We start from the raw sequence: 14,083 nt of genomic DNA, 5'->3' as shown, positions 1-14,083 counted from the left end.
GTTTTAAACATTTCGCTTAGTGTTTAAATTACACTAATTTTACCGAAGTAAAAGAAGCATCACCATTCATCTAATCAAAATTTATCTTTATAAATGAAAATTTCGCACAAAAGAACTAAAATAGTTGCCACGCTCGGGCCGGCTTCTGCACAAAAAGAAATGCTGTTGTCGTTAATCCGGGCTGGTGTCAACGTTTGCCGGTTAAATTTTTCTCACGGAAAACAGGAAGACCACCAAATTGCCATCAACAATATTCGTGAAATTAACGAGCAGTACAAACTGAACGTGGGCATTTTGGCCGATTTGCAAGGGCCAAAAATCAGGATCGGAATGGTTAAAACAGGTGGTGTGCAACTCATCAACGGGACAACGATCAACATCACTACACACGAATGCATTGGCGACGAAAAACAGATTTACATTACTTACGATAGTTTTCCGAAAGATGTGGTGGCCGGCGAAATGATTTTATTGGACGACGGCAAGCTGCAAATGCGCGTTAAAGAAACCAACAATAAGGATACTGTAATTTGCGAAGTGGTGTACGGCGGTATTTTAACTTCGCGCAAAGGTGTTAATTTGCCAAATACCAAAGTTTCGATCCCAAGTTTGACGGAAGAAGATTTAGACAACCTGGAATTTGCCTTGAAAAATGATGTCGAGTGGATCGGTCTGTCTTTTGTCCGCACAGAATTGGACATTGTTGATTTGAAACGTATCATCAGCCGAAGCGGAAAATCGGCACGCGTAATTGCCAAGATCGAAAAACCGGAAGCGATTGAACATATTGATGCGATTATTGAAGCAACAGACGGCGTAATGGTTGCCCGCGGCGATTTGGGTGTGGAAATGCCGATGGAGCAGGTTCCGTTGCTGCAAAAAATGATTGCCCGAAAATGCCGTGCTGCTTCTAAACCAGTGATTGTAGCCACGCAAATGCTGGAAAGCATGATCACGACACCAAGGCCAACACGCGCCGAAGTGAACGACGTGGCTAATTCAGTTTTGGATGGTGCCGATGCGGTGATGTTAAGCGGAGAAACCTCGGTGGGCGAATTTCCGGTGATCGTGATCGAAACGATGCAAAAAATTATTAAAAACGTAGAAGAATTTGGCTATCCTTTTAATACGCCAAAACCGGTCAACGAAAAATCAGCAACCATTTTGTCTGATGCGGTTTGCAGTTCGGTGGTTTATTTGGCAGAACAAACCAACGCGATCGGCATTGTTACGATGACTTCATCCGGGTATACGGCTTTTGAAATTTCCAGCCACCGACCAAAAGCCAATACTTTTATTTTTACCCGGAACCGTCATTTATTACGCACGTTAAGTTTGCTTTGGGGCGTTCGGGGCTTTTATTATGATAAGTTTGATGTAAACTCTACCGATGGCAGCATCCAGGAGATCAACGATATTTTAAAAAGTCAGAATTTGGTGGAAGAAGGCGATGTGGTGATCAATACGGCAGCCATTCCGATGGAGAAAAAAGGCAGGACGAACATGATTAAGGTGAGCATGATCTGATTTTACGGTACATTTTTTTATGTTGAAAAGAAGCTGGTTTTGTTAAGCCGGCTTCTTTTTTGGCTTTTTGTTTTCGATTTTAAAAGTAGGCTTAATTTTGTCCGGCCTGTTTTTCATGCTTCTTTTATGCCACAAAAATTTAGCATCTTGTAATTTTGGCTAAAGCCAATCCTTGCTTGACCTTTATCTCACGGCCTGAAGGCCGTGGCAAGTGATAAGCAATAACCGAAGTATACTGTAAAGCTTTATTGTCAGTAAGTGTAAAAAATCTGCAAAACAAAGCAGTTGTTAAATTGCCACGGCCTTTAGGCCGTGGGATAGGTAAAAGTTAGGTTTGGCTTTAGCCAAAATACCTCAGAATGAAATTTAAAGGGCTCTGAAATAATTGTTCCTTCAATTAGATGCTTCTTTTAGCACATAAAAATCAGTGAAAGGTTTAGGATCGGCACCAATTTTTAGGTGCTAAAAAAAGCATTCAGTTTTTTTAGATATAAATTCAAACAGCTTTTATTCTCCTGGCCGATGCTTCTTTTATCGCCCTAAAATTGGTAAAGGGTTTAAGTGCCGACACCAATTTTTAGGTGCTAAAAGAAGCATTCAGGTTTTCAAAAAGTCAAATCAAACAACCGCCAAAAACAAAAAAGCTGCCTCCAAAAGAGGCAGCTTTTTCAAAACTTTATCAATCAGCTTATTTTACAGTTGAATCTTTTTAGGTGATTTTTGTGCCTTCACCCGGAAGTGCGGTTTGTTGGAAGGGTTAATTTCTGCCGCACCAATCATGCCCATCGCACAACGGAAACCAACTTCGGCGTTCGTATCTTCTTCATCCATAAAACGGCGTGTGGCGGGGTTAAGCCAGTAAGCGCGGTCGTTCCACGAACCACCTTTGTAAACTTTAGAATGGTCGTTTACCAAAGTGGTGTTTCCGTACAAAGTAGAGTTAACCGAATCTTTATAACCGCGCACATCAGGTGTAAACGCTTTTCCCGAAGCATTTGCAGCAATAACCGCACTTTGGTTGGGGTTTGCATTGGCTGCATTGGTTTCGGCAGCCGTAGCAGCTTGTCCGTTCAGCTCGCTCCATTTTTGTTTTTTAGATGTTTTAGCCAAATCTTTAATTGGTTTGCCGTATTTGTCTTTTGCCAGTAAACCTCTATCTGTGTTGGCCAATCTTTTGTTGGTGTAAATATTACCGCGGAAAGGGTTAAAATCTTCAAAATCTTCGTACGATAACTGGCGGTAAGTATCACCAGTCCATTCGTTTACGTTTCCGGCCATATTGTACAAACCGAAATCATTTGGCGGGTAAGAGCGAACCGGCGCTGTAATATCGGCTTTATCATTTAAATAACCACCAGTTCCCATGTTATCGCCGGCACCACGTTTAAAGTTGGCCAGGATCAAACCGCGTGTACCTTTTTTAGGGGAACGTACGCCCATCCCGTTCCAAGGATAAACTTTTCCGTCGCTGATGTTTTCATATTGCGTGTTTCCGGCAAGTGCCAATGCGGCATATTCCCATTCTGCTTCTGAAGGCAAACGGTAAGGTTGTTTTAAAACACCATCTTCAATACGTGCCGGACGTGTGGCTGCTTTGCCGCCTTGTCCTTTAATAGCAGGGTTTAAATCTTTCGGCATGTGTTTTCCGTCAATCCCGGCACCACGGTATTGTCCGTTCAAGTAAATATCCGTGTTAAAAGCAGCACCGGCACCCGTTTTACCGCTTTTGCTCATGGTTTTCCAATCGGTGATAATGCCGCGTTCGCGCAAAATTTCTTCGTTTACGCGCTGTGTACGCCAGTCGCAATAATCATTTGCTTGATCCCAGCTTACGCCTACAACCGGATAATCCTGATAACCGGGATGGCGCAGGTAATTATCCACATAAGGTTCGTTGTAAGATAAAGGCTGGCGCCAAACCAAAGTGTCCGGCAAGGCATTGTAGTACATTTCGCGTTCTTGCGGGTACGTTCTTTTGATCCAGTATAAATATTCCAACCAGTCGGTATTGGCCACTTCCGTTTCGTCCATATAAAAAGAAGCCACAGTAACGCGGCGGCGGATGTTGTTGTAATCAAACTGCAAATCTTCGTTTAAAGAACCGCCCAACACAAAAGTCCCGCCTTCAACCGGCACCAAGCCCGGACCCGGAGCAGGGTGTTTTTTGGCAAAAACCTGGAAACCGCCGTTGGTACGGTCGTTATAAGCCCAGCCGGTTTTGGGCGATTTTGCTTTGTTGCAACTGCTAAAAATCCCGCCGAGCACCAACATCATGAAAGCACCATTAATAAAATTTCTTTTCATTTTTTCAATTCCTGTCGAAGGTAAATTTAATATATTTCGTAAAAAACGCCAATAAAAAATTTAAGCATCAAAATTATCTTTTCAAAGATATTATTATATTGAACGAAATTACTTCTTTAGGGTTACAGCAGATCAAAAATTAGTTAGCTTTGGCAATAAGCAACTTATAAAGAAGTTATTTGCATGGTACAACGGTTTTAAGGTTTGTTTTATTTTTTCTACTATCGAAAAAAATTTAGTACTGGCTTTAAACTTATTATTTTAGTTTGATGGATATCAATACAATTATTAAGCGGGTTTTAATACTAACAATAAGTTTAGGGTTTAATATTTATAATGCGCACGCGCAGGTTGGCGGCACCAATACAAACGGAAGTTCAACTGCAGGTGCTATCCAAACCGCGGTACCTTTTCTTACCGTTTCTCCGGATGCACGTTCTGGCGCCATCGGTGATGCCGGCGTAGCTTTGGCAACTGATAAAAACGCAAATTACTGGAACCCATCAAAATTGGCTTTTATCGAAAACGGAGATCAGTTTTCTTTGTCCTACAGCCCGTGGCTGCGCCGTTTGGTGCCCGATATTAACCTCGCTTATTTAAGTTATGCACATAAGCTGGATGACCGGAATACATTTGGACTTTCCTTAAAATACTTCAACTTGGGGAAAATTCAATTGGTGGACAATAACCAGCAAGACCAGGGTACTTATACACCAAACGAATTTGCCATTGACGGAAGTTTTGCCCGAAAGTTTGGCGAAAATTTCTCGCTCGGGACTTCATTGCGTTTCATCTATTCCAATTTATCCAACGGCAGTTTTTCTGAAGGCCAGCAAACCAAAGCCGGAACAGCAGTGGCCGCCGATGTTTCTTTGTATTACAGGAACCCAACACAGTTTTTGGGTAAAGATGACTTGTTTGCCTTTGGGGTAAACATTTCTAACATCGGTTCCAAAATCAGTTATACCGAAACCGGTCAAAAATATTTTTTGCCAACCAATTTAAGGGTTGGCGTTGCCAACACGTGGTATTTAGATACTTACAACGAATTGACCGCAACATTGGATGCCAATAAATTGCTGGTCCCGTCCAACCCTAACTCAACCGCTTCGGTGCCTTCGGGTATTTTTGGTTCTTTTAGCGATGCGGGTTTCAGTAACGAATTAAAAGAAATCAATCTTGGCGGTGGGTTGGAATATTGGTACAACCACCAGTTTGCTTTGCGCAGCGGTTATTTTTACGAAAACCCCAACTTCGGGAACCGGAAATATTTAACATTGGGCGTCGGTTTCCGTTACCAGGATTTCAACCTCGATTTTTCTTACCTTGTGGCCAACCAACAGCAAAGCGCGCTGGCCAATACGTTGCGCTTTACTTTGGGTTATAGTTTTGGCAAAGATTTATCAAAAGGACGGTAAGCGCGCATGAAAATAAAAGTTGGGTTTGGGTTTGATGTGCATCAGCTTAAAAAAGGCCATCCTTTTGTGATGGGCGGCGTTCATCTCGAACATACTTCCGGCGCTTACGGCCATTCTGATGCGGACGTTTTGGTGCATGCCATTTGCGATGCCTTGCTGGGCGCAGCCAATTTGCGCGATATTGGTTTTCATTTTTCCAATACCGATGAACGTTGGCGCGGCATCAGCAGTTTAATCCTGCTAAAAGAAGTAGTGCGTTTGCTGAGCGAGAAAAGCTGGGCCATTGGAAATATTGACGCGATGATTTGTTTGGAAGCGCCCAAGATCAATCCGCATATCCCCAAAATGAAAATCCACATTGCCGAAGCGGCCGGTATCAGTGAAGAAGATATTTCGATCAAAGCCACCACTAACGAACAAATGGGTTTCATCGGCCGCGAAGAAGGCGTAGTTGCTTATGCTGTTTGTTTGATCGAGAAAATTTAGGGGGTAAAAGAAGCATGCTTGCGTTGTCGTTTTGACTTTTTTTGTCATCACAATCCGCAGGGAAAAATCCTCTTTCAACCTGATGCTTCTTTTATCACCTAAAAATCCAAAGATAATTTCTTAAACTTTTGAAAAAGATTTCTCCATTTGGATCGAAACGACAAAGCGTAGGTCATTCAAAACCGGTTTCCAGTTTTCTTCTAAAAAAACCAAAATTTGCTCGATAAAAGAAGCATCAATCATCGGGCACACCTCAAACCAAAACCTTATTTTTGTTTTTGATGATCAACAAAACCACTATTGACCGCATTTTTGAAGCTACCGACATTGTTGAAGTGATCGGTGAGTTTGTACAGTTGAAAAAACGTGGTGCCAATTACGTTGGTTTGTCGCCTTTTGCAAACGAAAAAACGCCTTCGTTTACAGTTTCGCCGGTTAAAGGGATTTTCAAAGATTTTTCTTCCGGGCTTGGCGGTTCTGCCGTTACTTTTTTGATGGAGCACGAAAAATTTACGTATCCTGAAGCGTTAAAATGGCTCGCCAAAAAGTACAACATCGAGGTAGAAGAAGATAAACAAACGCCCGAAAACATCGAAGAAGACAACCGCCGCGAAAGCCTGATGGTGGTTTCTGCTTTTGCGGCCAAATTTTTTCAGCAAAGTTTGCTGGAAACGCCGGAAGGCCAGAATATTGGTTTAAGCTATTTTAAGGAGCGCGGTTTTCGGGAAGATATTATCCGAAAATTTGAGTTGGGTTATTCGCCGGACAATTGGGATGCGTTTAGTACGGCGGCCATCAAACAAAATTATCAAACAGAGTTTTTGTTGGAAAGCGGCTTGTCCGTAAAACGCGATAACGGAACTTTGTACGATCGTTACCGTGGCCGCGTGATGTTCCCGATTCATAGTTTTACCGGGCGCGTGGTTGGTTTTGGCGGAAGGACGTTAAAGAACGATAAAAGCGTCCCGAAATACGTTAACTCGCCGGAATCAGAAATCTACCATAAATCCAATTTGCTTTACGGCTTGTACTTCGCCAAAAAAGCCATTCGCGAAAGCGATAATTGTTATTTGGTAGAAGGTTATGCGGATGTGATTTCTGTTCACCAAGCCGGAATCGAAAACGTAGTTGCTTCCTCCGGAACTTCTTTAACCGTTGAGCAAATCCGGTTGATTGGCCGTTCTACCAAAAACATTACGATTTTGTATGATGGCGATGCGGCGGGTATAAAAGCAGCGTTGCGCGGATTGGATTTGATTTTGGAAGAAGGGCTGAACGTAAAAGTGGTTACTTTTCCTGATGGCCACGACCCGGATTCTTTTGTGCGCAAAGTTGGAACAGCTGCTTTTAAAACGTACATCGATCAAAATCAAAAAGATTTTATTCTGTATAAAACCAGTACGCTGCTGAGCGAGGCCAAAAATGACCCGATAAAAAAAGCAGAGGTGATCCGGGAAATTGTAGAAAGTATCGCCAAAATCCCGGATTCGATCAAAGCTTCGGTTTTTGTAAAAGAATGCAGTTTGCTGTTGCAAATGGACGAGCGTTCGCTGCTGACCGAGCTGAACAAAATGCGGCAGGCCAAAGCCAAAAAGCAGGATCAGTCTTCGCCAAAACCAATCCAGCCGGAAACCGAATACACCGAAAATATACCGGTAAAAACAGTATCCGCAGAAGATACGCAGGAAAAAGAAATTGTGCGCCTGCTCATCACTTACGGCAATAAAATGATTGATTGGGACGGTATCGCTAACACTTACATCGGTCCGTTTATGATTTCGGAACTGAGCGACGTGGAGTTTGAAAACCCGGAAAGCAAAAACTTAGTGGATATTTACCGGCAGGAACTGGAAAACGGAAGGCTGCCGGACGAAGCTTTTTTTATCCATCACCCCGATCGTAAAGTGACCGATCTGGCCGTTTCCATGATTTCCACGCCTTATGTTTTAAGCGAGAATTGGTACGAGAAGCATAAAATTTTGGTTTCCAGCGAAGAAGACAACATGAAAGCGACAATTTTGGGCGCGATTTTCCATCTGAAAAAACGAAAAGTTGACCAGATTTTAGAAGGTATCCGCCGGGAATTGCAGAAAACAACTTCCAATGATGACATTGATGTTTTGCTGAACCAATACCAACACATGAAAAAAGTGGAGAAAAATATTTCTGATTTTCTCGGTTCGGTAATTTTAAAATAATGGCCGAACACAATAACTTAGGCCGAAAAGGCGAAGAGCTGGCCAAACAACATTTAGAAAATGCCGGTTACGAAATTTTGGACGAGAACTGGCGTTTCGGGAAAGCGGAAGTTGATTTAATTGCTTATCAAAACAAAACCATCATTTTTGTAGAAGTAAAAACGCGGACCGGAAACGCTTTTGGCGAACCGGAAGATTTTGTGGATTTTGCCAAACAAAAGCTATTGGTAAGCGCGGCCGATGAATTTATAGAACTGATGGATTTTAACGGCGAAGCACGTTTTGATATCGTTGCTATTTTGTTTGATAAACAAGGCAATTATCGTTTAAACCATATTCAGGATGCTTTTTGGCCTGATCCTTATTAAAATAAAACATGAATAAAAAGTTGATCCTGTTGAGTTTGGCGGCTGTTTTAAGTTTGCACGCTTGTAAAAATAAATCCGGCAATCAGGAAAATGACAGTAGTTTAAGTATGAGTCCGGAAGCCGGCGGTAATATCAACGCTGGTAAAAATGTGCCTTTGCAAGTAAACGCGCCGCAAGGTTTTAAAGCAGATTCTGTGGTTTATTTGATAGATGATGTTCGGCTTGGTGTAAAGAAAGATTTATCAGCTTTTACTTTGAAAACCGACACACTTCCGTTGGGCATCAAGCAAATTACAGCTCAAATTTATCAGGGTAAAAACAGTACGCCGGTAACCACAAATATTGTTTTGCTGGCCGCCAAAGCACCGGAAGAGTTGGGTTATCATGTGGAAAAAGTGTTTCCGCATGATACTTCGAGTTATACAGAAGGGTTGGAATATCACAATGGTGCTTTTTATGAAAGTGCTGGCGAGTACGGGCACTCGGATATCCGGAAAGTTAACCCGGCAACAGGCAAGATTTTGCAGCGCACTAAATTGAATCCGCTTTATTTTGGAGAAGGGATTACGATGATTGGCAATAAAATTATCCAGTTAACTTATAAAGAGAAAGTAGGCTTTGTTTATGATGCCAATACTTTAAAGCAATTGTCTAACTTTTCTTATACCGTTGGCCGTGAAGGATGGGGATTGTGTTTTGACGGAAAGCATATTCTAAACACAGACGGCTCTAACCGCATTTACTTTTTAGATAAAGATAAATATACCTTAACCGGTGCCATTGATGTTTACGATGACAAAGGCCAGATTGAAAATTTGAATGAATTGGAATACATCGACGGAAGGATTTACGCCAACGTTTACACCAAAGATACTATCCTCGCAATCAACCCAAAAACGGGTGCAGTAATGCAACGGATTAATATGAGCAACATTTATCCAATGGAGCAAAGGCCAGCTAATACAGATCCCGGAAATGATGTTTTAAACGGCATTGCCTATGATGCTGCTACTCATCGCATTTTTATAACTGGTAAAAAGTGGGGGAAATTGTTTCAGGTTAAGTTTGTGAAAAAAGGGGTGTAAAAGAAGTATTGTTAAAAATCCAATTAAATATTATGCAGCCATTTATCAAAAGCAATCTTCCTAAAATACAACAACTGATGCGTTTGTATGGCGTAGAGCAAGCTTATCTTTTTGGAAGCGCCGCAACGGGTAAAATGAATGCTGACAGTGATGTAGATTTTCTAATCCGTTTTTCACCAAACTTGGATTTTGAAACTTACGGGAATAACTATTTCCAACTCTTGTATGCTTTGCAGGATTTGTTGAAATTGGAGGTAGAATTAGTGGCAGAAGAAACGCTAAACAATCCCTATTTATTGGAAAGTATTGATAGCAATAAATTGCTTGTTTTATGACAATTCAAGAGAAAAAATTTCTTGCTGATATTGTAGAAGCCATATTATCTATTGATGAACACTTGGAAGGAAAACGAATATTTACAGAATATAAAGCAAGTAAAACCAAACGGCGTGCAGTAGAACGGGAACTTGAAATTATAGGTGAAGCCGTAAATAAATTATTAAAAATCAATCCAACAGCAAAAATTTCTTATGCAAGAATGATAGTTGATTTACGCAACAAAGTAATCCATGCTTACGATAATGTAAATGATATTGTAATTTGGAATGTTGTTGTAAACCATCTTCCGGGTATTGCAAGCGGAAGTTGAAAAGTTATTGGAAGATTAATTGCAATTGAGTTTCATGAAAAAGTAGTGATAAAAGAAGCATTTGCAAAAATTACAAATGCTTCTTTTATCACCTAAAATTCTTTACCGCCAATCCTTATACTGATTGATCAAACCATTGGTAGAAGAATCATGATCAGAAACTGCTTCATCACCTTTTAATTCTTTCTGAATTTTTACGGCCAATTGTTTGCCCAGTTCTACGCCCCATTGGTCGAAACTGAAAATGTTCCAGATAATGCCTTGCACAAATATTTTATGCTCGTAAAAAGCAATCAAACTACCTAAACTACGCGGCGTAATTTTTTTAAGCAAAATAGAATTGGTTGGCCGGTTACCTTCAAAAACTTTAAACGGCGCCAGTTTTTCTATTTCTGCTGCGGATTTACCGGAAGCTTTTAATTCTTCGGTTACTTCTTGTTCGGTTTTGCCATTCATCAAAGCTTCAGTTTGGGCGAAGAAGTTGGACAATAAAATTGGATGATGTTCGCCGGTTGGATTATGACTTTGAGCCGGAGCAATAAAATCGCAAGGAATAATTTTAGTTCCCTGATGGATTAACTGGTAAAAGGCGTGTTGACCATTTGTTCCGGGTTCGCCCCAAATAATTGGTCCGGTCGAATAATCTACAATGTTGCCGTTTCTATCTACATGTTTGCCGTTACTTTCCATATCACCTTGCTGGAAATAAGCGGCAAAACGATGCAGGTATTGATCGTAAGGCAGAATTGCTTCCGTTTCCGCTCCGAAGAAATTATTGTACCAAATACCGATTACACCTAACATCACAGAAATATTTTGCTCGAAATCTGTATTTCTAAAATGTTCATCGGCAGCGTTGGCACCGGTCAGCAATTCTTTAAAATTATCAAAACCGATGCTTAAAGCGATGGACAAACCAATAGCGCTCCACAACGAATACCGGCCGCCAACCCAATCCCAAAACACAAACATATTTTTGGTGTCAATGCCAAAAGCTTCAACCGCTTTGGCGTTGGTAGATAAAGCTGCAAAATGTTTGGCCACATCTTCATCTTTTCCGCCGCCTTTGATAAACCAATCGCGCGCAGTATGGGCGTTGGTCATGGTTTCCTGCGTAGTAAAAGTTTTTGAAGCAACTAAAAACAGCGTTGTTGCCGGATTTAAATCCTTTAAAATCTCGGTGATTTGTGTTCCGTCAACATTAGAAACAAAATGCAGGTTTAAGCGTGTTTTGTAAGGTTTTAAAGCTTCGGTTACCATCACCGGACCTAAATCTGATCCGCCAATCCCAATATTCACCACATCCGTAATTTCATCGCCTTTGTAGCCTTTCCACTCGCCGGAAATTACTGCGTTAGAGAAAGGTTCCATCTGCTTTAAAACCGCGTTTACTTCTTCGGTAATATTTTCGCCGTCAACAGTTAATGGTTTGTTGGTTACGTTCCGTAAAGCGGTATGCAACACAGCGCGGCCTTCAGTTTCGTTGATTTTCTCTCCCGTAAACATCGCTTCGATGGCTTCTTTTAGCTGGCATTCTTTAGCCAATTGAATTAAAAGTGCCAGCGTTTTTTCATCCACGCGGTTTTTGGAGAAATCAAACAAAATATCCTCAAACGTGATGGAAAATTTTTTAAAACGTTCCGGGTCTTGCGCAAACAAATCTTTCATTTGTTTTTCGGCCATTTGTGGGAAATAATCGTTGAGATAGTGGAAAGCTTCAGTTTCGGTGAAATTTATTTTTGGTAACATGATTATGGTTTTAGTTCAAAACTATATATAAAATTGAACAGTTGGCTATTTGTTCTGAATAGTTTGCGCAAAACCTAAAGATTGCTTTATGTTGAAAAAATGGTGGTAAAAGAAGCATTGTGAGGAAGTGAAGTTAGTAAGTCGGAAAGTTAAAGCCTCCTAAATCCTTTTTACAAAAAAGTTTATCTACTTAAATTCACTCTTCTCCAGCTAAATCCGCCAGGATTTGGTAAAGAATCGAGCGTTTTTAAATTAGTGTGATGTGCAGTAAGATCTGTAATACGGAAAGTAGTTAGAATTTTCCCAGAGATGAAAATCTTGGAATTTGCAGTTAACTGATAATTTGCAGTATCCAAAGTTGTATTTTCTTTAATATAGAGTTTTCCGTCATTCCTAAAGTCAAAGTAATCGTTGGGTTTACCTGCATAAAACTTTTTGTATTCGTAGCAACAGCCAACTGTAGCGTAAGTAGAATCTGTTACAATATTCCATTTGCCAAGAATCGTAGCGTTACTGTCAGCCGAATCTTTTTTGCAGGAAGTTAGGAAAAAAGCAAGGATTGCTATCAATCCAAATGCGATGAAGTGTTTCATATTATCTAAAATAGGTTATCTGGTATTTTAATAAACCATACGCCCCCAATTGTCCAAACGCTACAACTTGCAACCGGAAAAAGTACATGCTTCTTTTATCGCATAAAAATCAGTGAAACATCAATCCCTTCCCCCAAAACCAAATTTCTATATTTGCGGCATGACAAAAGAACAAGTTCAAGACTTGAGGGATCGCGTAACTTCCCTGAGGAGGCATCTTTGACGTTGATACCAAATTATACCGCTTAAAAGAAGAAGAAGATATCACGATGGCGCCCGATTTTTGGGACGATTCTAAAAAAGCCGAGAAAGTGCTGGCTTCCATGAAAAGTAAAAAAACATGGACCGATGCTTTTAAAGCTGTAGAAACTTCGGTGGAAGATACGGTGGTGATGCAGGAAATGAACCAATCCGGCGATGCAACGGACGAGGAAGCGCTGGAACAATATCAATCCACTTTAAAACAACTGGAAGACCTGGAATTTAAAAACATGCTTTCGGCAGATGAAGATCAGTTGAATGCGGTTTTGCAAATTACGGCAGGCGCAGGCGGAACCGAAAGCTGCGACTGGGCAAGTATGCTGATGCGGATGTACGTGATGTGGGCGCAAAAACACGGTTACAAAGTAAGCGAACAGGATTTTCAGGAAGGCGAGGTTGCGGGCGTAAAAACCGTAACGCTGCAAATAGAAGGCGATTTCGCTTACGGTTATTTAAAAGGCGAAAACGGCGTGCATCGTTTGGTGCGTATTTCTCCGTTTGATAGCAATGCCAAACGCCATACTTCTTTTGCATCGGTTTACGTGTATCCGCTGGTTGATGATACGATTGAAATTGATGTCAATCCGGCTGATATTGAGTTTGAAACTTTCCGTTCTGGCGGTGCAGGCGGTCAGAATGTAAACAAGGTAGAAACTGCAGTTCGTTTGTACCACAAACCTTCGGGCATTATTATTAAAAATCAGGAATCGCGCTCGCAGTTGCAGAATAAAGAAAATGCAATTCGACTGTTAAAATCACAATTGTACGAAGCAGAATTGCGCAAACGAATGGAAATCAGCAACGCGATTGAAGGCGCGAAAATGAAAATTGAGTGGGGTTCGCAAATTCGGAATTACGTTTTGCATCCATACAAACTGGTAAAAGATGTGCGCACGAGTCATGAAACTTCTAATGCACAAGCTGTTTTAGATGGCGATCTGGATGAGTTTTTGAAAGCTTTTTTGATGGAGTTTGGCGGAAATAATTAATTTAAAAATACAAATGCTGTTTTTATCACACTAAAATTTAGGTGATAAAAACAGCATTTGTATTTAAAAGGAAATTACGAATGCGGATGCTCTTCACTTACAATCACCATCAATTCTGTCAATTCCTCTGCCTTTTCTGTTAAGCCAGAATTTTCATAAGAGCTGATTAAATTTCGCAAAATGCGTTTGATGATATCCAAATTGCTGCATGGCTCGTAATATTGCGCTTCGGGTTTTAGGTTGAGTTGTTTTAAAAACATATCCACGTCGCGCTTCCCAAAAATAAAACCTTTGTTAAACGTATTGATGTAGAACAAAATCCCGTTTTCTGCTTCCTGGTGTTCATTTTCATCTACATAAGCCAGAATAAAATGTTGCGGCAAATTCACCCCAAAAACCGGAATGTCCAGCTTTTGCGCAATTACCGAATAGATCACGGCCAGCGAAATCTGGTTT

Annotated in this window: 13 protein-coding genes; 9 read left to right on the top strand and 4 right to left on the bottom strand. The window is 40.9% G+C overall.

The window, feature by feature from the left end; genetic code table 11:
* The first annotated feature begins 93 nt into the window (after positions 1 to 93).
* Positions 94 to 1,527 (top strand): pyruvate kinase, encoded by a 1,434-nt coding sequence (gene pyk, locus Q0192_RS07740; protein ID WP_299288521.1) that lies wholly within the window; start codon positions 94 to 96, stop codon positions 1,525 to 1,527.
* Positions 1,528 to 2,220: 693 nt separating this feature from the next.
* Here the strand turns inward: pyk and Q0192_RS07735 are convergent.
* Positions 2,221 to 3,831 (bottom strand): SUMF1/EgtB/PvdO family nonheme iron enzyme, encoded by a 1,611-nt coding sequence (locus Q0192_RS07735; protein WP_299288518.1) that lies wholly within the window; start codon positions 3,829 to 3,831, stop codon positions 2,221 to 2,223.
* Between the two features lie 269 nt (positions 3,832 to 4,100).
* Between Q0192_RS07735 and porV the strand changes: the two genes are divergently transcribed.
* The 7 genes from porV (at position 4,101) to Q0192_RS07700 (ending at position 10,035) form a co-directional block, all read left to right on the top strand.
* Positions 4,101 to 5,249, top strand: coding sequence for a type IX secretion system outer membrane channel protein PorV (porV, locus tag Q0192_RS07730; RefSeq protein WP_299288515.1), 1,149 nt, complete (start codon positions 4,101 to 4,103; stop codon positions 5,247 to 5,249).
* Between the two features lie 6 nt (positions 5,250 to 5,255).
* On the top strand, positions 5,256 to 5,735 hold the full coding sequence (gene ispF, locus Q0192_RS07725; protein WP_299288513.1) for a 2-C-methyl-D-erythritol 2,4-cyclodiphosphate synthase: 480 nt from the start codon (positions 5,256 to 5,258) through the stop codon (positions 5,733 to 5,735).
* A gap of 281 nt (positions 5,736 to 6,016) precedes the next feature.
* Positions 6,017 to 7,933 carry a DNA primase gene (dnaG, locus tag Q0192_RS07720; protein ID WP_299288510.1) on the top strand — a complete coding sequence of 639 codons (1,917 nt, stop codon included), beginning with the start codon at positions 6,017 to 6,019 and terminating at the stop codon, positions 7,931 to 7,933.
* Complete coding sequence (locus Q0192_RS07715) at positions 7,933 to 8,301, top strand: YraN family protein (protein WP_299288507.1); 369 nt, start codon at positions 7,933 to 7,935, stop codon at positions 8,299 to 8,301. Before dnaG ends, Q0192_RS07715 begins: the two co-directional genes overlap by 1 nt.
* An 8-nt stretch (positions 8,302 to 8,309) precedes the next feature.
* A complete protein-coding gene (locus tag Q0192_RS07710) occupies positions 8,310 to 9,386 on the top strand; it encodes a glutaminyl-peptide cyclotransferase (protein WP_299288504.1) in 1,077 nt (358 codons plus the stop codon).
* A 32-nt stretch (positions 9,387 to 9,418) separates the two neighbouring features.
* Complete coding sequence (locus Q0192_RS07705; protein WP_299288501.1) at positions 9,419 to 9,721, top strand: nucleotidyltransferase domain-containing protein; 303 nt, start codon at positions 9,419 to 9,421, stop codon at positions 9,719 to 9,721.
* Positions 9,718 to 10,035: a HepT-like ribonuclease domain-containing protein gene (locus Q0192_RS07700; RefSeq protein ID WP_299288499.1), complete on the top strand. Its 318-nt coding sequence runs from the start codon at positions 9,718 to 9,720 to the stop codon at positions 10,033 to 10,035. Before Q0192_RS07705 ends, Q0192_RS07700 begins: the two co-directional genes overlap by 4 nt.
* 102 nt (positions 10,036 to 10,137) lie before the next feature.
* On the opposite strand, the gene pgi is transcribed toward Q0192_RS07700, so the two are convergent.
* Both pgi and Q0192_RS07690 read right to left on the bottom strand, forming a co-directional pair.
* The gene (gene pgi, locus Q0192_RS07695; RefSeq protein ID WP_299288496.1) at positions 10,138 to 11,784 is read right to left on the bottom strand and encodes a glucose-6-phosphate isomerase; all 1,647 of its coding nucleotides are present in this window, start codon (positions 11,782 to 11,784) and stop codon (positions 10,138 to 10,140) included.
* Between the two features lie 182 nt (positions 11,785 to 11,966).
* The gene (locus Q0192_RS07690) at positions 11,967 to 12,377 is read right to left on the bottom strand and encodes a hypothetical protein (RefSeq protein WP_299288494.1); all 411 of its coding nucleotides are present in this window, start codon (positions 12,375 to 12,377) and stop codon (positions 11,967 to 11,969) included.
* Between the two features lie 160 nt (positions 12,378 to 12,537).
* Between Q0192_RS07690 and prfB the strand changes: the two genes are divergently transcribed.
* Positions 12,538 to 13,627, top strand: a protein-coding gene (gene prfB / locus Q0192_RS07685; protein ID WP_299288492.1) for a peptide chain release factor 2 whose coding sequence is annotated in 2 segments (ribosomal slippage) — positions 12,538 to 12,597 and positions 12,599 to 13,627 — 1,089 coding nt in all. Because the reading frame shifts where the segments join, the coding sequence is not laid out codon by codon here.
* Positions 13,628 to 13,701: 74 nt separating this feature from the next.
* Here the strand turns inward: prfB and Q0192_RS18750 are convergent.
* A complete protein-coding gene (locus tag Q0192_RS18750) occupies positions 13,702 to 14,064 on the bottom strand; it encodes a transglutaminase family protein (RefSeq protein ID WP_366518146.1) in 363 nt (120 codons plus the stop codon).
* Positions 14,065 to 14,083: the final 19 nt, after the last annotated feature.

This window comes from uncultured Mucilaginibacter sp. (assembly GCF_937859865.1).
Classification (GTDB): Bacteria; Bacteroidota; Bacteroidia; order Sphingobacteriales; family Sphingobacteriaceae; genus Mucilaginibacter_A.
The sequence above is the reverse complement of the archived record's forward strand: the minus strand, read 5'-3'. Positions and strand labels throughout refer to the sequence as shown.